General features: G+C 37.5%; 13 protein-coding genes. 5 read left to right on the plus strand and 8 right to left on the minus strand.

Going from position 1 to position 21,114, the window contains the following annotated elements:
• Positions 1-7: 7 nt before the first annotated feature.
• From ACZ5L8_RS09155 to ACZ5L8_RS09165, 3 genes are all read right to left on the minus strand, one after another.
• Positions 8-3,076: a type I restriction endonuclease subunit R gene (locus ACZ5L8_RS09155; protein ID WP_464436817.1), complete on the minus strand. Its 3,069-nt coding sequence runs from the start codon at positions 3,074-3,076 to the stop codon at positions 8-10.
• 183 nt (positions 3,077-3,259) lie between these two features.
• Complete coding sequence (locus tag ACZ5L8_RS09160) at positions 3,260-4,099, minus strand: RteC domain-containing protein (protein ID WP_464436819.1); 840 nt, start codon at positions 4,097-4,099, stop codon at positions 3,260-3,262.
• Positions 4,096-6,507: an aminotransferase class I/II-fold pyridoxal phosphate-dependent enzyme gene (locus tag ACZ5L8_RS09165; RefSeq protein ID WP_464436821.1), complete on the minus strand. Its 2,412-nt coding sequence runs from the start codon at positions 6,505-6,507 to the stop codon at positions 4,096-4,098. The genes ACZ5L8_RS09160 and ACZ5L8_RS09165 overlap by 4 nt, the downstream gene beginning before the upstream one ends.
• 239 nt (positions 6,508-6,746) lie before the next feature.
• Between ACZ5L8_RS09165 and ACZ5L8_RS09170 the strand changes: the two genes are divergently transcribed.
• From ACZ5L8_RS09170 to ACZ5L8_RS09185, 4 genes are all read left to right on the plus strand, one after another.
• The gene (locus ACZ5L8_RS09170; RefSeq protein ID WP_464436823.1) at positions 6,747-7,118 is read left to right on the plus strand and encodes a DUF7793 family protein; all 372 of its coding nucleotides are present in this window, start codon (positions 6,747-6,749) and stop codon (positions 7,116-7,118) included.
• The gene (locus tag ACZ5L8_RS09175) at positions 7,119-8,054 is read left to right on the plus strand and encodes a helix-turn-helix domain-containing protein (protein ID WP_464436826.1); all 936 of its coding nucleotides are present in this window, start codon (positions 7,119-7,121) and stop codon (positions 8,052-8,054) included.
• 85 nt (positions 8,055-8,139) lie between these two features.
• A complete protein-coding gene (locus ACZ5L8_RS09180; protein WP_464436828.1) occupies positions 8,140-8,568 on the plus strand; it encodes a MauE/DoxX family redox-associated membrane protein in 429 nt (142 codons plus the stop codon).
• A gap of 185 nt (positions 8,569-8,753) precedes the next feature.
• The gene (locus ACZ5L8_RS09185) at positions 8,754-9,029 is read left to right on the plus strand and encodes a DUF6520 family protein (RefSeq protein WP_464436830.1); all 276 of its coding nucleotides are present in this window, start codon (positions 8,754-8,756) and stop codon (positions 9,027-9,029) included.
• A 59-nt stretch (positions 9,030-9,088) separates the two neighbouring features.
• Here the strand turns inward: ACZ5L8_RS09185 and ACZ5L8_RS09190 are convergent, their stop codons facing one another.
• Genes ACZ5L8_RS09190 through ACZ5L8_RS09200 form a run of 3 tightly spaced genes read right to left on the minus strand, consistent with a single transcriptional unit; the run spans position 9,089 to position 16,304 of the window.
• Entirely contained in the window at positions 9,089-11,881 is a 2,793-nt protein-coding gene (locus ACZ5L8_RS09190; RefSeq protein WP_464436831.1) for a M16 family metallopeptidase, read from the minus strand.
• Positions 11,868-13,277, minus strand: coding sequence for a RagB/SusD family nutrient uptake outer membrane protein (locus ACZ5L8_RS09195; protein WP_464436832.1), 1,410 nt, complete (start codon positions 13,275-13,277; stop codon positions 11,868-11,870). Before ACZ5L8_RS09195 ends, ACZ5L8_RS09190 begins: the two co-directional genes overlap by 14 nt.
• Positions 13,278-16,304: a SusC/RagA family TonB-linked outer membrane protein gene (locus ACZ5L8_RS09200; protein ID WP_464436833.1), complete on the minus strand. Its 3,027-nt coding sequence runs from the start codon at positions 16,302-16,304 to the stop codon at positions 13,278-13,280.
• An 874-nt stretch (positions 16,305-17,178) separates the two neighbouring features.
• On the opposite strand from ACZ5L8_RS09200, the gene ACZ5L8_RS09205 reads away from it, so the two are divergent.
• Positions 17,179-17,655, plus strand: coding sequence for a helix-turn-helix domain-containing protein (locus tag ACZ5L8_RS09205; protein ID WP_464436834.1), 477 nt, complete (start codon positions 17,179-17,181; stop codon positions 17,653-17,655).
• A 732-nt stretch (positions 17,656-18,387) separates the two neighbouring features.
• Here the strand turns inward: ACZ5L8_RS09205 and ACZ5L8_RS09210 are convergent.
• The gene (locus ACZ5L8_RS09210; RefSeq protein ID WP_464436835.1) at positions 18,388-19,518 is read right to left on the minus strand and encodes a cytochrome-c peroxidase; all 1,131 of its coding nucleotides are present in this window, start codon (positions 19,516-19,518) and stop codon (positions 18,388-18,390) included.
• Positions 19,518-21,113, minus strand: a complete 1,596-nt coding sequence (locus ACZ5L8_RS09215; protein ID WP_464436836.1) for a DUF6850 family outer membrane beta-barrel protein — start codon at positions 21,111-21,113, stop codon at positions 19,518-19,520. Before ACZ5L8_RS09215 ends, ACZ5L8_RS09210 begins: the two co-directional genes overlap by 1 nt.
• Position 21,114 lies beyond the last annotated feature (1 nt).

Consider the following 21,114-nt stretch of genomic DNA (forward strand, 5'->3'; position numbering starts at 1 on the left):
AGTTATATTAGGCAACGTAACCGTTGTATTCATTCATATATTCTCTTACAATAATGCTGTTTACCCGTTTTACATCTGTAGTTGAGATATTTACCTGTTGTTCTCGTTTAAATTGATTCACTACCAGGCGCATCACCATCTTTTCTACATAACTTTCATTTTCAAGTAGTTTAGAGTTCTGCAGAATCTCTTTGTCTATGGCATCTTTTAATCCTTTTAAGGCATCAAAGAGTTTGCTTTCGCTATCGGTTAACGGATCTTTCTCCAATAGGCGCTTGTGAATGCGTGCATACTTGGCGTCGTAGTCGTATTTCGCACGTAGTAATTGGTTTTCACGTTCCTGCTTTTTTGCTTTATCGTAAATCGCATTCAATGCTTTTATGTTGGCTTCCATCTCTTCTTTAGAAACTTCGCTTAGGTTTTTCTTTTTAAATATGCGTTCCAATTCTTCTTTTAACGAAACAAACGCCGGGTCTTTTTGGTCAAAGTTACCTGCAAGCATTTCGCGGGTTTTACCTAAGATATTTTTAAGTTCATCTGCAAGAATCATCTCTTCCTCCTTCACTTTTGTAAAAGCAAAAATGACGTCTTCTAAAGCCGTGTTTAAAATATTATCAGTCTCTACATTGTGTTCTAGTGCAATACGGGTATTGATCAAGCTGAGTCTGTCATTGGTCAATCGCGAGAGGACAGCCAATTTTCTAAAGTCTAACTTCTCTAGCAATTCAAAGTTTCCAGATAGGCGTATCAGATTGTATAATTCTTTAGAATTGTTAAGTGCTTTTGCTATTTCCCGAATTTCAAAGCGGTCGTTAATTTCTGAAATTTGCTCTCCAAAAATAGTTGCATTCTCCGTATTGTATCTAAAAAGAATGTCTTTAATCGCTGCTATTTCTTCCTGAATTTCGTGAGGCTTTTTAAACAAGTCTGAATAGTGCTTTATCTCATCGCCTAACTCTCCTTGCAGTTCATTAAAATAATCCTGATTGGTTTTATCAAACTCTTTTTGGATATCTGCAAAATCTACCACATAGCCATACTTGTGCGCCTTGTAGGTTCTATTCACCCGGGTAAGGGTTTGTAATAAATTGTGCGATTTAATCTTTCGGCCTATATAGAGCTTTTTTAAACGCTTCGCATCAAAACCGGTAAGCAGCATATTATAAACAAATAATAGGTCTAATTTGCCTACTTTAAAATCAGACACCCAATCTCTACGGTCCTGTTTTGTACCTATATCGTGGAGGATTACCTGTGCCTTTAATACTTCAGCATTTTGCCGCTTCTTGTCCCCATAGCTTTCAGGTTCTTCTGCAGCCAGATCCAGCTCCGTATCTTTTTGTTTTGCATAGGTATGCTGAAAGATCTCGTACATCATTTTAGCCTGTTCTGCAGAATCACAAACTACCATCCCTCCTATGCTGTAGTCATTCATAGAAATGCGTGCCTGTTCCATATCTTTTACAATATAGTCTAGCATAGGCTCAACAAATTGAGGCTTGGCAAACAGGTCTTTCTTGTTGATGTTGCCTTGTAATACTTTTATACTTTCTAAAGCTTCATGTAAAACCAGCTTATAGTTGGTTTCTATCTCCTCGCGTATTAGACGTAGGGTATACCCGTCTTTGATTGATAAATTGTAATAATACTTATGGATATAATCGCCAAATAAGCTTTTAGAATTGTATTCTGAACCCAACAAGGGTGTCCCTGTTAATCCAATCTTCACAGAATGAGTATCAGCCAATTCCAGATTTGCTAAAAAGCTTCCTTTAGGATTGTAACTGCGGTGCACCTCATCTAAGAAAAACACCCGCTGAATGCTTAGATTATAATCGTTGTTTTTAATTACATCGGGGTCGTCTTTAAACTTCTGAATGTTAACCACCGTAATTTCCGCCTTCCCCGAACTGTTATGTACTACCTGAGTAGACTTTATATCTTTACTAAAGTCGTCCCTAGAATCTATTTTATGCACAACCAGACCGCGTGCTGTAAATTCTTTAGCAGCCTGAGTTAATAGATCTAAACGGTCTACAATAAAATAAAACTTAGGAATGATATTCTTCTTACGATAGTAATGTGTAAGATGCTTAACATTAAAAAAAGCTAAAGCTGTTTTACCTGAACCCTGGGTATGCCAGATAATTCCTTTTTTAATTCCCTGCTCTAATTTGGCTTCAATAGCCTTTGTTGCAAAAAGCTGCGGATACCGCATCACGTGCTTTTCTAAGCCGTTTTCTTCCTCTACATAGGCAAATGCATACCTCAAGATAAACTTTAAGCGATCCCTTTGAAATAAGGATGTTGCTATTTGATTTGTGGATGTAGTTGGTTTCTTATTCGATTGATACTCCCGATTCGTTTTGATACTTAGAAGATTGGTGTCTTTAAGTACCGCGTTCTCAACTTCTTCAGAAAGGGGTTTAAGCAGGGATTCTAAATCTAAAGTTTCTTCTTCTCTAAAGAAATTAAATATTGGTCTGCTATAATTTGTAGTGCTGTAAAATGCCCCTTCTAACATCTGTGTGTCTTCCTCGCTGTAGTTCATGTTATTCGAAAAGACCATCAGCTGCGTGATGTTAATAAACTTCCTAAACTTCTTATTCTTAAAACGCCTTTCCATACGGCGGTGCTCTGCTAAAATCCCTTCCCGGTTGTTAGGCTTTTTAACCTCAATAAATACCAAGGGCATACCATTAATCAAAAGCGTTATATCTGGTCTAAAGCTTTCATCATCTTTTTGAAAAGGCAATTCTGTGACCACGTGAAACGAATTGCTATCAAAGTTTTCAAAATCAATCAACTTCACCCCCGACTGATCTAATAACATATTGTAAAATGCGCGACCCAAGTCTTCGTTTTCAAGAGATAATGAGACTTCATCATATACCTGTTTAATTTCAATTTCTGATAAACCCGAGTTCAGATGAGCAATCTGTTCGTTAAAAATAGCTGTGAAAATATTGGTGTTTTTGTCCCAAAGAGCATCTTTCAAAGAGATGTAGTCATATCCCAATTGATATAAATGTAATATAGATGGAATTTTTACCCTAGAGTCCTCGTTAAATTTCATGTAGGTTGGCAGCTGATATATAATAATTACTAGGGGAGGGAATAAATATAGTAAAAAAACCACCAAACACCCTGTCAGGCATTCAGTGGTTGCAATTATCTCCGCAATACAAATCTGTATAATTTAAATGCGATACTTTCCCAAGCTGTATCGTAATACCGATAAACTTTAACAATTAAGAGGTTACAAGTTATCTTCTCTATTCATCTTGTGTTCTAAGTTAATGATTAACTCATTTAAAAATTTAGTTCGGCTACCACGTCGCTCTTTTATCTCTGAATAGGTTTTATACATCTGGTTAAGACTTATATTAAAGAAGTCCTCAAAATTACAGGTGATCGTTTTAAGATCCACTGCACCATGATTAAGAACCTCATCAGAATATAAAGCATATATAAGTTCTGTAAGCGCTGTTTTAGAACCCGTCCACACCAGTACTTTATGCTTTTTACGCTTAGCAGCAAATGGCTTCCCGGGTTGTAATTCTTCAAGTACAGCTCTTATGTAATGGATAAGCTTATTCATCGCTTTGACCCTAGCCCACAGCATATCATGCGAGGTGGAGAATTCCGGGAATTGATAATAATTAGTAAAGGGATTGGCAGGGTAGTCTGGGTTTTGCGTTCTTGAAAAATAGAGATGATCCAGATAAGTATTACCCATTTCCATATAATGAACAAAATCTGCATTGCGGTAGAAAAACTTATTGATCTTCTTTATTTCCTTTTCAAGGAATGAAACCTTATTCTGCACTCCTGCTTTTGGCTGATACAACTCGCAAGTACGCATCTCGGTGTAATAGATCAGGTAGCTCATGGGTACTGCCTTTATTTCTTTAAAGAAGTAGATCTCCTCAGGAATAGTTTCAAAATCATGCGTATCTACCCAAGTTTTAAGATCAGAAAGCGTGGTATTGCATATGGTTATTCCTTCAAGAGCCAACTTTACTCCATTAACCTTTTTATTGCTTAGTGAATCAATTTCTTTATTGAATTGCTCTAGCAAAGCTTCTGCCTCTTTCATGACCGCATCCCTCTTTGGGTTTCTAGGTACTCCATCATAAAATTATTCTCCGCATGCACGTATGCCTGTTTAGGGAATAAGGTTGCACCTAATTTGCGTTTTTCAAAAGTCGCACTGATTCCCCAATCTACTTTATTTAATCCTAATTCCTTGGCTCTACGCAGACTTTCATAAAGCAACTGCCTATAGGTTTGAAACTCGGTGTTGTATTTGTAATCCATGCCTATTAAGCTTGGCACATAAGTGAGATTATTATTGATATAGCAAAAAAGCACCCCTAATAATTTACTAGTATCTACACTTCTAAGTATAATAAACTCCCACTGTGGTGATTGATTCATTGCTTCAAACAGTTTTTCTGGATATTCAAATACATTCAATCCTAGATTTCTGGTCTTTACATTTTTATATAGTTGGTAGCATTCTTTTAGAACATTATCCCCTACTTGACTTTTGATGCGCACCGTTACTTGGTTCCTATATGGTAGAACATCCCTTTTAAAGTGTTTTCGAGATCTTGTCGAAAGACTATCGATATATCCTTCTTCATTATCCCAATCTAGATACTCTACTATGGCTGTCTGTGGCATTTCAATAGGTATCAAACCATGTGTATTAAAGATAGCGCCCCAATGATCTGACGGAGCAAAATCTCTAAATACAATTTGAGTTACATCATGCGCTTCCGCGATGAGCTCCAGGCGCTGCATCAGTCCTGTAAAAGCAGTCGGAGCCTGTGGATGGTTCGAATTATAATATAACGACTGCCCATCAGAAAATAATGAGCCTAAACTAAGTACTGGTGAACACAAATAGTAAGGGTTTTCCCTTCGCTGTTCTTCAATAGTCGCAGACACCTCTGGTGGGGATAAAATGTCTTCCTTCCATAAACTAATCGTGAAGGCTGCCAGTAATATAATTTCATCTAAATCATCTGTTATTCTAAAGTAAATGAACTTCCAGTTATTCTCTTGACGGTGATTATTCTTAAAAACTGTCTCTACAAAACGCCATCCAGCATGATCTAGAATACCTTCTCCATTAAAGTATTTATCCCATTCATTCTCTTGTAACTGTTCGATACTATCGTACTGGTGTATGATGTAATCCTCACTAGGGTTTATTATATGTTTGAGTGTGGCGAAATCAATCTTAAAGGCTTTATTTAATCGCATATAGGTATTACCCGTTTTCTCCATAATTACAGGATGTAATTTTGCCAATGCATCCGCCAGCGCTTTGATCTCTTCTAATTGATTGTGTCTTGATAACGTAATTCTCAATCCTGTATTCTTAGACGGTACGGCAGGGAATAATCCCATATTTACATAAAATCCTTCCTCAAGTAGCGCTTGGGTAAGTTGGTATCCCGTTTCAGGTATTCCAGTAGCTAGAAAGAAGACTGGTGAATTATTAAACTCTACTACCGGTAATTTATATTCCTTTAGAAGACGATTAAAAAATGTAACCTTCATTTGTAATTCATCTTGCATGCTCTCGATCTCAGGACTAAGATGAATTTTTGCAGAGGCTATAGCAGCGCCTACAGAGGCAGGGTCTAATTGTGCTGAGAATGTAAGAGAACCTCCAAAGGTTTTTATCTTACGATGAATTTCCTCATCACCGCAAATGATTAATGACCCATTAGCTCCAAAAGTTTTACTTAACGTACCTATTAAAACACTTCTTTTAAATATATCAGCATCAAGCTTATCATAAACATAGCCTCTCCCATATTTTCCTGCCCAACTCATACCATGCACATCGTCAAAGTATAGGTGTAGTTGTTTATACTTCCTTGCTAGTGCTTGCAATGCTTCTAAAGGTGCATAGTCTCCATACATTGAATAAACACCATCTGCGAGATACCAGATTTTTTCAGATTTAGAACCATATTCTTGTATTTTACTTTCTAGTTGATCAATTCTATTATGACGAACAGGGATGATTTTCACACCACGTAACTTTAATCGATTTGCGGCATCTTGCACACTCCAGTGTACTTGATGGTCTAATATGATAGTGTCACCATCTCCTACAAGCACTGGCAGTGCTGCCATGTGCGCCAGAGTTGCATTTTTCGCTACGATTACTGGTCTTTCATAAATGCGATGCAATAAGGTTTCCAGTTCTTCATATAACGGGTGTGCGATATAAGATTTGGATAAGGGATATTGAGTACCATAGCGATCAATGGCATTTTTAGCCGCATCCTTTAGTCGTATATCTTGTTCAAGGCCTAAGTATCCCGTTGTACCAAAGTGATATAACTTTCTACCCGCGACTCCTATAAACCGTCCATCAAACGTGTCTCCTTCTGCTTTTAAGTGTAAAATGTTCTTTGCTCTTGCATAGGTAAATACTTGATCCACCGTATCAAGAAAATGGTTGTGCTTGATTTTAGCCATAATTATTAGTTTGAAGTGAATGAGTAGTATAACGCTTCAATCTATAAAATTCCTAGTAGTCTTCCTCTAGTAGTAATATTCAAACAGATAATTAATCCTTTAAAGCATACTATTAATCCCTAATAGCATAATTGCACATATAAATAAGCGTGATATCATCAAGAAATCGATGCACATCGATCTGAATATTAACACATTTATATAATTATTATTAATTTGATACGAAATTACCAGTTAACATGGAGACTATAAATAGTCCATATGCTCATATTACCATTGAGGATAACATACTCTTTTTTACCTATCATAAGATTGACGATTTTGATTTGAATGTTGCAAAAAGAGTTGTTCAGGATAGACTTTCACTTCAAAGAGAGAAAGCCTATCCAATATTATGTGATATTAGAAAACTAAGTATTCCTTCATTAGAAGCTAGAAGATATCTAGCGCTTCAAGGATCTATACTTACTAAAGCTGTTGCTTACCTCACTACTACGCATGGAAGCAATTCTTTAACTCAATTCTTTATTCGGGTAGATCAGCCCACTATACCTGCTGAGTTATTTACAATGCGACACGAAGCTTTACTATACCTTAAGAAGTATATCTAGATGAAAAATTTCTCCTCACATCAGGCTCGTTTTAATATGCTGCGCAATATGATATTAGAAATGGCCGCAGGTAATTTTGCTAACCGGGTTCAGATTTTAGATGGTGTTCCTGATGAATTGGATGATCTGGCTATACTCCTTAATATGCTTGCCGAGGAGCTTAGCGACTTTTTTATATATGCACATTCCTTCGGTGAAAAAAACATGTCTGATCCATATACTTTTCTAATTGATCAAGATTTAAAAATTCAAGCCACGAATCACAAACTGAAAACTCTTCTGGCTAAAAGATCAAATACGTTATTAGATAGATCAATACTTAAATTCTTATCTAAAACGTCTTCCACAAACCTAAAACAAAGCATTATAGGGAATAGCAGAACGAATGTTGATAAAGTGCCACTTAAAATTCTTCTAGAATTTAAGATCTCTAAAAAATATAGTATAGAATGCTGGGGGTACTTACATTTTCTACAAAATAAAAACTCAACACTTTACTTTTTCAGAGGGTTACCATTTTTAAATAAAGAAGTAAATCCAAAGAAAAGTAATAATAAAACTATAAAACCTCGTTCAAAAAAAGCTATACAATTACAAATCGATATTCTTAGGATAAGAGATGTACACCAATTTGTATTGAACAATCTTCACCAAACGCTTCCTTCTCTGCCTACCCTTGCAAGAGAATTTAACCTTAACGAATACAAACTTAAAAGAGGTTTTAAGGAACTTTATAACACCACTATTTTTAAACTCCACTTAGAAAAACGGCTTGAGATGGCAATGCTTTTGATAAAGGATACGCCCACCTCATTTAAAGTAATTTCAAAACAGTATGGCTTTTGCAATTACACTCATTTTGCAAAAGCATTTAAAGCAAAATTTAATAACAGCCCTTCTTATTTCAGAAAAGAGTCAAGCGATTTTAATGGTTAGAATTTTATAATCCCTTAGGTATTATTCTTTCTCCCTTAAAACCAAATTGCATTCCTGAATTTTATACTAACAAAAATTTCAAGGGATGAGATCATTACAATGGATAGGTAGTACTATAAAGTATCTTTTAATACTGTTATTTCTATATGCGGCAATTTCAAAATTCTTAGATTTTACATCTTTTCATAGCGCACTATTTAACAGTCCAATATTTAAGAATACCAGCGCACCTGATGTTTTAGCTTGGGGTATTCCATTAATTGAATTATTAGTGGTGATTCTATTACTTATTCCTGATATGAAAAGGTCTGGATTATTCTTAGCTGCTATCTTAATGACACTTTTTACTGTATACATTGGCGGTCTCTTGTTCTTCAGTAAGGAACTCCCCTGCTCATGCGGTGGCATAATTAGTTCTTTGACTTGGCAACAGCATTTGATTTTTAATATAGCTTTTACCCTGCTTACATATTTAGGCATCTATATCAACAATAAAAACAACCCAAGTTTTTGACATTATTAACTCCTACCTACCCCCAACAATAACAATAACAATAGCAATAGCAATAGCAATAGCAATAGCAATAGCAATAGCAATAGCAATAGCAATAATAATAATATAAGAATATCATAGCGCGATGATTCAGGGAGAAGCTGAAAACCTGTAAACAGAGTAGGCAATAATTAAATTTTTATATCATGAAAAATGCTAAAATAATGATGCCTTTTATGGTGTTACTGATGGCCTTTGGCCTTGCCTTTGCAAACAACAATGCTCAGGCTAATGGATGGATTAATCTAGACAATCAACCTGTCCAATTACAAAATGACCCGTGTACTGGCACAGGTGATGACTGTAAAGTCATTTTTGAAGATGATGATGAAGAAACAGTATATGATGTATATACTGATGCAACCCTTCAGGTTCGTAAGCCTTCTGGATCTACACCACCATATGTAATTCCTTCAGAATAGTACGGTGTCTTGATAAAATGGTAACGTCCCGCATTTCGGGACGTTACTTTTTATATACTTCAATACCCTTTCCCCATAATCTCATATTTATACTCCTTGGTCAGTAACCTTTCGGCGGTTTGTATTAACTGCTCGGGAGTGAGCTCCTCTACATATCTCCGCATTTCTTTCTTATCTGTAGGTAATAAATTATACTTATAATAATTATAGATTTCCTTTTCTCTCCTATCCCGCGCTAAATAAGGAAGTATTCGCATTTTTAGAATTCGTTGTAAACGTTCATTACTCACAGGTGTTTCACTAATATTTCTCACAATTTCATCCACATCTGCAATTATTGTATCTACTGCATCAGGTGTGGTGGGGATATTAAAAGCTACTATCCCCCTGCCATCATCAAAATCCATGCGGGTCGTAGCCAGACTCAAATATACCCCGCGTCCTTTACCCCATCGTAGGGTAGACAGATCTTCATTAAGTAAAATTTTTAATATTCTAAGGTCTATTGAACTTTTCCAATCATCACGTATAAAAGGGGATATATAATACACCCTCAAGCTAGCCTGATCTTTTAACATATACTCCACATAGAACTCTTTATGCTTTGGACCGGGTGGAAGTTTTGGTATTTCTGAACTACTCTTGGGTAAGGGTTTAGCAGTATTAGGCAAATTACCCAAATACTTACTTATTATAGGCATGACTATGTTTGCTTTAAAATTTCCTGATAGGATAAAAGTGAAATCACTAGCCCTTTGAAATAACTGCGTATACATCTCATAAACATTATTCTGAGTTGCATGTTTCACACGGCTATAATATCCCGATCCCGTATACCCGGCATCTGAATTATTTAAACTTTGAGCACCAAGAGCAAAAAGATCTTTTGCACTCATACTAAAGCTTGGGTCAACATAATCCCTCCAAGCTTTATACTTCCAATGTTCAAAAGCTATAGAATCTTTTCTAGGTTTAGTCATAAAGAGATAGGTCAACCCTAAAAAGAATTCCATATCCCCAGAATTTCCATTCAATTCAATACCACATTCTTTAGCATCTACATAAGGATATCGTCCATAATAAATATTCTTCCGCAATAGCTTTTCTTTAAGTTGAAATGAAGTATAATTCCCTGCACCACTAATCGCAACAAGACTTGGTGAAAAAAATGCGTTTGCTCTATCCTGCCCTGTAAATATATCCGCTCCTGTTTTTCTAAAACCATGAATTTTAAATGATGAATTAGGGGTTTTATTTAGGATGACAGTAACTCCATTGTCCAATATATACCGTTCTCCTCCCACTGGGTCTTGGCCTATATAAGTATACCCCACTTGTGAAAGTGAACCTATTTCTAATGAACTTGATGATGTTGTCCTTTCGCTAGGGTATGGTAAGGGTAGAGCTTGGTGTATTAAATTACGCACCTCATTTTCCGTTTGCTGTAAAAAAGGATTACCTGCCCCCACAGCTATTGCTATATCCGGTGACATTGCTCCTAATAGTTCATTGAGTTTAAGATTTACATCAGCAGGACTAAGATTTGCTAACCAGTTCTTGTACTCCATTTCTTTACTAGCAGTAAAGGGTTCTCCATTTGTATGATATGCTTTTAACTGATTAACAATATAATTTCTAGATTCTGTGTTAATTCCATTATGGGCATTTAATAATTCTTCCTTTATAGCTGCCAAATCTTCTTCGGTAACTCCCCTTTTTACAATAGTCTTTATCATTCCTGTGAAATGTTGTAATGCTTTTTTTTCTAACCCATTTTGCATGAGTAGTATAAAACGAAAAGCAGGGAATTGATACTCTTTAAGTATTCCTATTTCATAGAAAGAGTCATAGTCTTGATTTAAAGCAGTAACATAGTACTGCAAACTTTTCTGTATCACTTCATTTAGCCATTTATCATCTAGCTGTTGTCTCGATTCATCATTCGTGTACTGATTTTTAAAATACAATCTTAGAATTGACCCTCCTTTTTTAGTCATTGATGAGGTCGTATCATTAAATTTAATGAACTGCGAAGGACGCTTTAAATAATCTGGTTCGCATCTCTTAAAACTTAACTTCCCGTCTGGTTTTTTAATACTACCAAAGAATTTCTGGATTTGTTCTTCAGTTTGCTCTATATCCTCTATAGCCCCTGTAACTATAAGAACAGCATTGTCAGGACGATACCAATACCTATAAAAGCTTTCAATTTCACTGCGATTAAATCCATTAACGTGATCTCTAAACATATTAGGTGCAACAGCTTTGGATACACAATTAGTGAAGGAATTACCAATTGTTTTCTCTCCATAATTTTCAAACCCATCTCTATAGAGGTATTCTTGATAGAAAACCGCTTTCTCTGAATCGATTATAGTATCAGGAAAATGCATTTTGCCGCTTACTATTTCCTTTAGATAATTTGATGCAATATCTCTTGATTCTGAACTAGTGGCAACGTATCTCAATTCATAATGTGTAAAGTAAATATCTGTCCTTGTATTTAAAAATTCCACTTCAGGATAAACTTCACCTATTGGTTTTCCTGTTTCCTGAAGCGTTTTAAACTTTAAAGTTGACTCAGGTAAATGCTCAACATAATGCGCTAGATCACTTTTGTGAGTTGGCTCCATAGCGCCACCCGCAAGTACCAACATATCCATATTTATATACCCTCCACTATTCGATATGGGTTGGATATAATATTTTAACCCATTAGATAACTCTCCTCCATAAATTGGAAGGTCTTCTGATTTATTTTGACCTATTACTGGTTGATCAAATAGGACTATAGCTAGTATCGCAAATAGTATTGGTCGAATAATATTGCTGCTTATTTTAATATCCATCATTTTGAGTAAGGTTTGGGTTTTTCATACGTTCATCAGCAGGTATAGGATATAAGGTATCCGTAGATTCCCAAAATGCATTATCTTGATTCAAAAGCTCATTCGCACTATCGGTGCGCTTAAGATCTAGCCAGCGATGGCCCCATTCAGCAAAAAATTCGCGCTGTCGCTCCAGAGCTATACTCTTCAAAATTTGATCTCTGGTCCAGACCATATCCATATCTTGAAGTAATGGGAGATTTGCGCGTTTACGCAGTTCATCAATATCTGCTAAAGCCCCATCCATATCATTGCTATAAGCCCTCGCCTCAGCACGTATCAAGTGTTGTTCTGCCAAGCGCATTACCATGGAGTATTCAGTAAAATTTCCTCCTGAATAATCAAAGCGTACCTTATATTTATTAGGATAATAGTACACATCACTCCCATCACTATAGCTACCCACCCAGGCATCTCTTCTTAGATCACCAGTCTCCCATAATTCCATTAAATGTTGGGAGAGCGTAACGGGACTACCGCTTGTGCTTATTCTGATAAAAAGATTTCCTTCACGGGTATGCGTAAAACCATTACCCCATCCTGCTGGTGAAATTTGCCAGATCGCCTCGTTACTATTGGCTAAAAAAACAGCATTAGGATCTTCTGCTAAACTATACGTGCCTGTGGCTTTCAGTACCTCTCCACTCCAGTATGCTGCTTGTTCCCAATCCTCCGCATACAAATACACTCTGGCTCGCAGGGCCATTGCAGTATATCGGTTAGCCCGGGTGCGCTCTCCATCAGGATATTCTTCTCCTAATAATACCACAGCCTGTTCCAGGTCTTCAATGATCTGTCTATTAACGTCCAACGTGTCGGTACGTGGTGCTACAGCATTCTCTCTGTAGTCTGTTGATAAGATCAATGGTACATCTCCATAAAGCTGTGTAAGATAGAAATAGCTGAAGGCACGTATGAATTTTGCTTCACCTTCTAAAGACGTTTCAATATCTGCATTGAGCTTATCTGTTGTTAATAAGCCTTCTAGTATAGAATTGCACATATAAATAGTATTGTAAGCTCCTGCCCATAGATCACGGTTATACCCGTTAGTGGGGTCTAGGGTATATTCAGCAAATTGCTCCATCTCCCCTGCTGTTCCTGTGAGGTCCAATAAGTCTGCAGATAGACCTGCTAAGAAAGTTACAGAGCGGTTCCCTCCAGCTGCAAAATTGGTATTGAACATTTGACTATATACACCATCCATGGCTCGCCTTGCGGTGATATCATCAGCAAAAACACTCACACTGGTAATGCGGTCATTAGGTACATCCACAGCTACGAATTCTTCACATGCACACAGACTTAAAAAGACTAGGCAAACAAGGGTATTCTGTATAATATTTCGTGTTCTCATCATTTAAAATTTTAATTCTAATCCTCCAGTTATCGTTCTCAGGGCAGGTAAAGTATTGCCTGTAAATTGCGGGTCTAATCCTCTATAATTAGTGAGGGTAAGTAGATTTTGTCCTTGAAGAAAAACCCTACTTTGTTGTACATGCAATGCCTTCCAATTAAATTGATAACTCAGACCTACCGTTTTTAAGCGTATGAATGAGTTGTCAGACACCACAAGACTACTTTGCAATCCACGGGAATATCCTAGTAAAGCTGAGATACTTGATGATGCACGTTGCACTCCTCTATTATCTCCTTCATCCTGCCAACGATTTACATAATCTTCCCGCAGTATATTTCCAAACCTACCAGGAGGTGTATTCGGATAATATTGCTGCCCGTCTTGCTGTACAAATTCTATCAGAAAATCAAGGGATAGCTTTTTGTAGGTGATTGTATTTCGAAATCCGCCAAATAAAGTTCTACCCAGATCTTTAATTATGGTCTGGTCTTCAAAATCCAATGCACCATCATCATTCACATCTTCTACGGTATAATACCCTGTTTCACTATCTACCCCGGTATAATTGTAGAACCGCTGTGCGCTTAATGATTCTCCCACAGTGTATATCGTGGCATAAGAAGTCTGCTCAATATCTGGGAAGGATATTAGTGTATTGCGTGGCAAGCTTATGTTTAGATCGGTCTTCCATCGCCAGTTCGCCGTTTGAATGTTACTACTACTGGCAACGATCTCCCACCCTTTATTTTCTACCGTAGCGTCTAGATTAGCCTGTACTGTATTAAAACCGGTTATGGCGGGTAGTGGATATCCCACTAACTGATTTGATGATCTATTGCGATACCAACTGGTATTCAAACGTAAACGATCTTTAATAAAGGCTAGATCAATTCCAAGCTCTAGTTTTCTATTACTCTCCCACGAGTAATTAGGGTTAGTCAGCTGTGTAGGATATAACCCTCCAGGTCCTGGCGTAGCTGAATAAGTATCCAGATAGCCATAATCGCCTATTTGATCGCTTCCTGTGGTTCCATAACTTCCTCTTAACTTTCCAAAGGAAAGCCAGGGTAAAGCAGTCTGAAAAGCCTCTTCCTCACTAAAGATCCATCCTGCACCTACCGCTCCAAAATTTGCAAAACGTCTGGCTGCTCCAAATCTGCTACTACCATCTCTTCTTCCCGTTAGGTTGAGCAGGTAACGATTTTTATAGTGAAGCCCAAGACGTGCAAATACTGCTTCATAATTATACAGCACTTCTGTACCACTGGTAACATTCACCATGTCAGCGGCTGCAAGATTCCCTATGAGTTGTTCACTGGCATAACCAGTACCTATAGCACTAAGGCTAGTTGCCATTCGCTGTTGGAAGGTCGCTCCAGCCAATGCATTGATCTCTAGGTCTCCTATTTGTTTATCATACTGTAGTTGCGGCTCTACTATCCATGAACCTCTAGTAGATTGTTGATGTGAACTACGATGTTCCGCGGTAGCCCAATCCGCAGGGTCCGTAGCTCGTATGGGTTGTTTGATCACCTCATTACTGCTTAGACGAGTATAGCCAGTATTAACCTTGGCGGTAACACCCCACCCTAATGCGTATGATAGTCCTAGGCTACTTTTTAGTTGATGTACACGTCCATCACTTTCTTTATATAAAACCGCAAGTGGATTATCCCAAGTAGAATCCTCCCAGTTCAGCATTCCATCTTCCGTATACAAAGCGGGTGCATTGGGTGCAAGCGTTATTGCTTTACTCACCATACTACTCTCATCAAAGAGATTATTTACATCACTTCCGTAGTTGGCAGATAAGGCTAACTTAAAGCGATTATCCTTACTTTGATGATGTAGTCCTATCCCCACTGTTACCTTACGATAACTAAAGTCTCCGGGAAACACCGTTGTTTGTCTATGGTATCCTCCCCCCAGACGATAACGGGTTTGTGCATTGCCTCCCGTTGTACTTAAATTTATATCGGTGGTATGAGCAGTTCCTCCAAAGAGTACATCCTGCCAATCAGTATAACGATCATCTTCCCAAAGCAGTAGGTCTCTAGCATTTCCGTTTGTTGGATTGCGTCCATCATTTTCAAAAGCTTCCCTACGCAAACTTAAATAGTCTTCGGTTTTTAAAAGGTCCAGCCGTGTAGGTACGGTTGAGACTCCAGTATAGACACGAGCACTTAATCCTTGCCTTGCTGTACCCTCTGCTCCATTCTTTGTAGTGATTAGCACCACCCCATTTGCGCCCCTACTCCCATAAATAGCTGTAGCATCGGCATCTTTTAATACCTCTATACTTTTAATGTTGGTAAGGTTCAGAGTGTTTAAAGGGTCTATTCCAGAAACATTGGGAGATAACAATACCGTAAAGCTGTTTAGTGGGCTGGCATCTATAGGCACACCATCTATAATGTACAGAGGTAAATTTCCGTTGTCATTATATGCGGTACGCAAACTGTTCTGTCCCCGTATCATAATACTGGGAGCATTGCCAGGTACACCGTTCTTTTCGATTACAGATACTCCTGCCATCCTGCCTTGCAAGGCTTGTAGTGGACTCACAACCGGTTGTAGCTCTAGGTCTTCGCCTGAAACTTTTGCGATATTACCTGTGCGTTCTTTTTCTGTTGTGCTGTAATATCCTGCATTGATCTCTACCACATTCAAAGCGGTTATATCATCTTGTAAAACAACATCTAAAGAGGTTTGATTGCCTACCTTGATTTCCTGACGTTCAAATCCCAGAGATTGAAAGCTCAGTACGGCATTATCCGGCACTTGTAAAGTGTAATACCCTTTAGTATCAGTCGTGGTTCCTCTTGTGCTGTTTTGTAAACTAATACTCACTCCGGCAAGAGGTATTCCGCGAGAGTCAGTAACAGTTCCACTCAACACTTGTTGAGGGCTTAGCAAAGTATTTGGGGTAAAAGGCGTTGAGAAACTATCATAGGCTATTGCCTTACTGCTGTTAAATATTAAGCACAGCAATAGCAGGACACACAGGTGCCCGTTATAATTTTTCATAATTTTGTAGTGTTAGTAAAATGAAACATTCGTTTTATTCAAACCAGGCCTTCCCGCGCGACGCCAATCACAGGGAAGGCTTTTTGGTTCTACCCGTTAAAACAGGATCTTCATTCTTCGTTTTCCATAAGCAACTCTTTTTTAGGCTAATTCAACAATCAAAATGATTTACACACATATGATGAGTGTATTGTCCCCTTGAGGGGACTTTAGGGGTGTTCTCCTAAAGTTCAAACCATAAATCCTCATTTAAAAATTAAAATCAACCCCACTAATCCCCCGCTTCACTGAAAAAACATCAGCCCCAGAATCATCTAAAACCTTAAAAAAGACAAAGACGATCCATCCCACCCATTGTGCTAGCAAAACACAACCAGATAGTGCCATGGGCAAAATCTGTCCCACGGGTAATTAGCATAGTAAATATTCCTGCACCCGTTATGCAAGCCTTGGGTAACACCCGCCTATGGCGGGTGCAGTTCGATTGGTATGCGCATAATGCGCACTTTAGGGTGTAAATTGTAGGGGTAAATTAGCTTAACCTCTTAGGAAAGAATCAAAGACTTTGAAATGTTGTAGAAATAAAAAACCCAAAAACAAAAAGGGCGCGACTCTACTTACCGGCTCGTGGCACTGGTACGCCAGACAACGATAAGAGAACTCACGCCCGCGGTCGTGAGCACCTTGCTTATCCTCTTGTTGTCTAAAAATTACCAGTTTTCGAACCAAGACTCAAAGCGAATGCTTCTAATATTTTATGCAAAGAAGTATCGCAAACAAATAATTATGAATCAAATATATGATAAAACAATAAGACAACAAATGATAATTATAAAGTATTTTTTGTTGTTTATCATATTGCTCAATTTGATATGTGAAAAGATTTAAGGACAGTAAGACATTGGAGCAATTAGGCCAAAGAATAAGGGCATACAGAAAGCATGCTGGTTTTTCTATTGAAAACATTGCTGAAATGACAGGTTTTGCTGCACGAACTATTCGTAATGCAGAAGCAGGAGAAGAAAGCTCTGTTTCTTATATAGTTGAGATTTGTAAAGCAATAGGGCTACACCCTAGAGACGCCTTTGATTTTAAAATCGCTATAAAACCCAGGTTTAAACTTTCAGAGGCCAGTAGAAATAAACCTCAAATTACCCGATACATCAATACACTTATTGAAAAGAACTATTTTAAGCAAGAGCGAACTACAAAAGATGTGGCAGAAGAACTTGCAGCAGTATATTCTACTCCTACCAAGCCTGCGAATTTGTCTTCCATATTAATAAGAAAAGTAGCTGAAAAAGAGTTGAGAAGCGAAAAGCGGGAAAACAAGAACTACTATAAACAATAAAATCACTGTTCACAAAGAGAAGCAAAAGTCATTCACTGAGCGAAGCCGAAGTGACATTCTCAGTCTGCAGCCCCACAGCAATAAAAAGCTTCTCCCTTATCCTATAAGGGAGATGTGCGAGTGCAACGAAGCTCAGAGGGTTCAATCATCCCCAATCAACAAATCGAGAATTGATTAATCATCCCTCCAGCACCACATCCACTAATCCCCACATCCGCTAATTAACTAATTAAAAACAGTTCACTGAGCGAAGTAAATGTCGTTCACTGAGCGAAGCCGAAGTCGTTCACTGAGCGGAGTCGAAGTGACATTCTCAGTCCGCAGTTCCCAGTCGCAGTAGGCAGTAAAAAGCTTCTCCCTTATCCTATAAGGGAGATGTGCGAGTGCAACGAAGCTCAGAGGGTTCAATCATCCCCAATCAACAAATCGAGAATTGATTAATCATCCCTCCAGCACCCCATTGGCTAATCCCCACATCCGCTAATTAACTAATTAAAAAACAGTTCACTGAGCGAAGCAAAAGTCGTTCACTGAGCAAAACCGAAGTGAGAATTTTAAGTAACCTGTCCTCACTCTTAGTCCCCAGTAAAAAGCTTCTCCCTTATCCTAGAAGGGAGAGGAGCGAGTGCAACGAAGCTCAGAGGGTTCACTCACCCCCATTCGATAATCCGCTAATTTTTTCATCGATTGATGAATCACCCACTAATACACTACTTAATAAAATACTTTGCCCTAATTAGGCAATTCAGGCGGAGTTTCTCTTTTATTACGAGATTCTAAAGTATATAAAAATGCTTCCAACGCTCGCTGTTCTCTTTCTGTGAGTTCAAGTTCTTTAAGAAGCGGTGATGTTACTGGAAATAAAGTATCATTAAGTTGATGATCTTTACGCTTGGGTTGAGGCATACCTGCATTGTACATATTGATCACCCCAGCTAAATGAGGAAAAAGCCCATTATGCATAAAAGGTTCTGTGCGAGTGATCTCTCTCAAAGGAGCTGTTTTAAATTTACCTACATCTTCTTTTATGCCGGTTTGTTCATAAAGGCCTAGATCTTCAAAAGATCGTCCGTAATAAGTAAGGCCGGTATTGTGAAAACTATTATCTGAAAAATATCCTGTATTATGACAATTAATGCATCTGGCCTTGGTCCTGAATAAATGCAATCCCAATACTTCCTGATCTGATAAGATATCTTCATCGCCATCTATAAATCTATCAAATCTCGTACTCTCACTTACTATTGTCCTTTCAAAGGTAGCAATAGCGCCTATAATACGTTGTTCTGTAACTAGTGGGTCGCTATAAGCGGCAGCAAATAAATCTTTATATCCAGAGATCTTTGCAATACGCTTTACGGCAAGATCTACATGAAAATTCATTTCAAGAGAATCTTCCACTGGGAAGTTTACCTGCTCTTCTAATGTCGCCGCACGACCATCCCAAAAAAGGGTTTCCGCGTAAGCTACATTTAAAAGCGTCATAGCATTTCTTGCTCCTATTTGTCTGTTATGACCATAACTAGCACGCCGCCCGTCACCCCATCCCAATTCTGAGTCATGACAACTGGCACAAGCGATCTGCCCACTACTAGATAATCTAGGATCAAAAAAGAGGGTCTTACCTAGCGTTGCTTTCTCTTTAGTGTATAGATTATCTTCTGGAAACTGCACTTCTGGAAGATGACCTATATCTTTAAAACCAGATTTTACCTCATCATCTATATGCGGAGCCGGCCATTGCTGGTAATCCCCACTACTATATTTTTTTCTTAATATATCAATATCATATTCTTGGAAGGCCTTAAAACCTGCAAAAATAAATAGCACGCCATAAAGTGTGATATATTGAATTCGCCGCATTAATAGAAGACTTTAAATGTTAGTAGGAGATTGTAGCGATTTGCCTCTGCTTCATTAAAATAGGTAGTTTGAGTTATAAGATGTTCTATACCTCCTTTTGCAACTATCATCCCGTCTAATTTCTCTGATAATTTAAAGCCTACGTTTGTTCCCAGAGACGTATACAAACTATTAGAAGAGTAGAGTGCATAATCTGGATAAACTACCTCTTCATAAAATGTTTTTTGAGTGAGACCGGCATAATCTGTTTCTAAGATATTTTCTAAATAATCCTTATTACCATTAATAAAATAACTATCCATATTAAATCTACCGCTCATGGTGATAAATGGCAATATAGTTATAGTTCTTCCTTGAAGAATACTTTTTTGAATAGAAAGACCTGCCTCCATATTGGTATATCGAGATGTTGTCTGAGCAAGTGCATCTATTTGCTCAATCGTATAAACTCCAAGTGATGTATTTACATCCCAATTAGTAAATTGATTCTTAAGCTTTAGGAATGACACGTCTAATGAAAATTCCTGCTCTGATGCTGAGTACGTTTTACCAGCTTTTGTAAACCAATAGTTCTCGCCTTCTAACTCCCTGTATGCAAGATTAAATTTGAAAAGATTATTACGCGAATAAAAATAAATTGCCGATGCATTTACATCGATACGATCTGTATTAAAATCTGCAAAATAATTGGAGCGGTCTTCCTTGTCATTTACATCAAAATTACGATACGTTCTATACGCTTTATTAGAGTATTTAATAGCTGTATTCCATATCACCTTATTTCCTGTAAATGAGTAACCGGCATAGAACCCATATTCTGAGATGTCTTTCTCAAGATTATTTTTAAAAGGACTGGTCATTGTACCATAGCCCGCGATCCACTTTATATAAATATCATAATTAGCTGGGTAAGCTACATTACTATTGATATATGTAATTGAATTATTGACATCTGCATACCCAAATTTTCCACCAAATTTAAAATGATTTTTAGGTTTTAGAGTATATTCTAATCCCGCATTTAAAATCAACTCATTATATGTAATTTCAGGTTTAGGATCATACTCTGTTCTATATTTATTGAATAAGGTATAATCTGCTTTCGCAAGCAACTTAAATCTCTTTGATAAAGGAAATAAAGCCCCTCCCTGCACATTGTATTCTTGATTACTCCACTTACTTCCTTTAGATACTGCAAAATAATGTGGGTCTGCCATTCTACCTCGATGCGGATTGTTATAAGACAAATTCCATTTTAAATTACTATAATAGGATTTATCTATAGAGAACCTACCAAAAAAAACAGTTCCATTCTCTGATTTATAAATACCAGTTGTTTTTAAACCCATTGAGGTAATAGCCTCTGGTTCTCCTCCCTGTTTTAAAGCTCCATCTTCAAAAGAATAAGAAAAAGAGGAGGCAGTATAATTTTCTACGGGCACATTGGCGATATTAAAAGCTTCTTCAATGCCCTTGTCGGCTAAGCTTTCAAAAAATCTATTATTATAAACCGTAAACCTTTGTATAGAATCTTGTGCAAAAAGTGATATTTTACAAAGTAAGGTTATAAGTAAAAAAATATACTGCCTCTTCATA

Source organism: Leeuwenhoekiella obamensis (assembly GCF_055391795.1).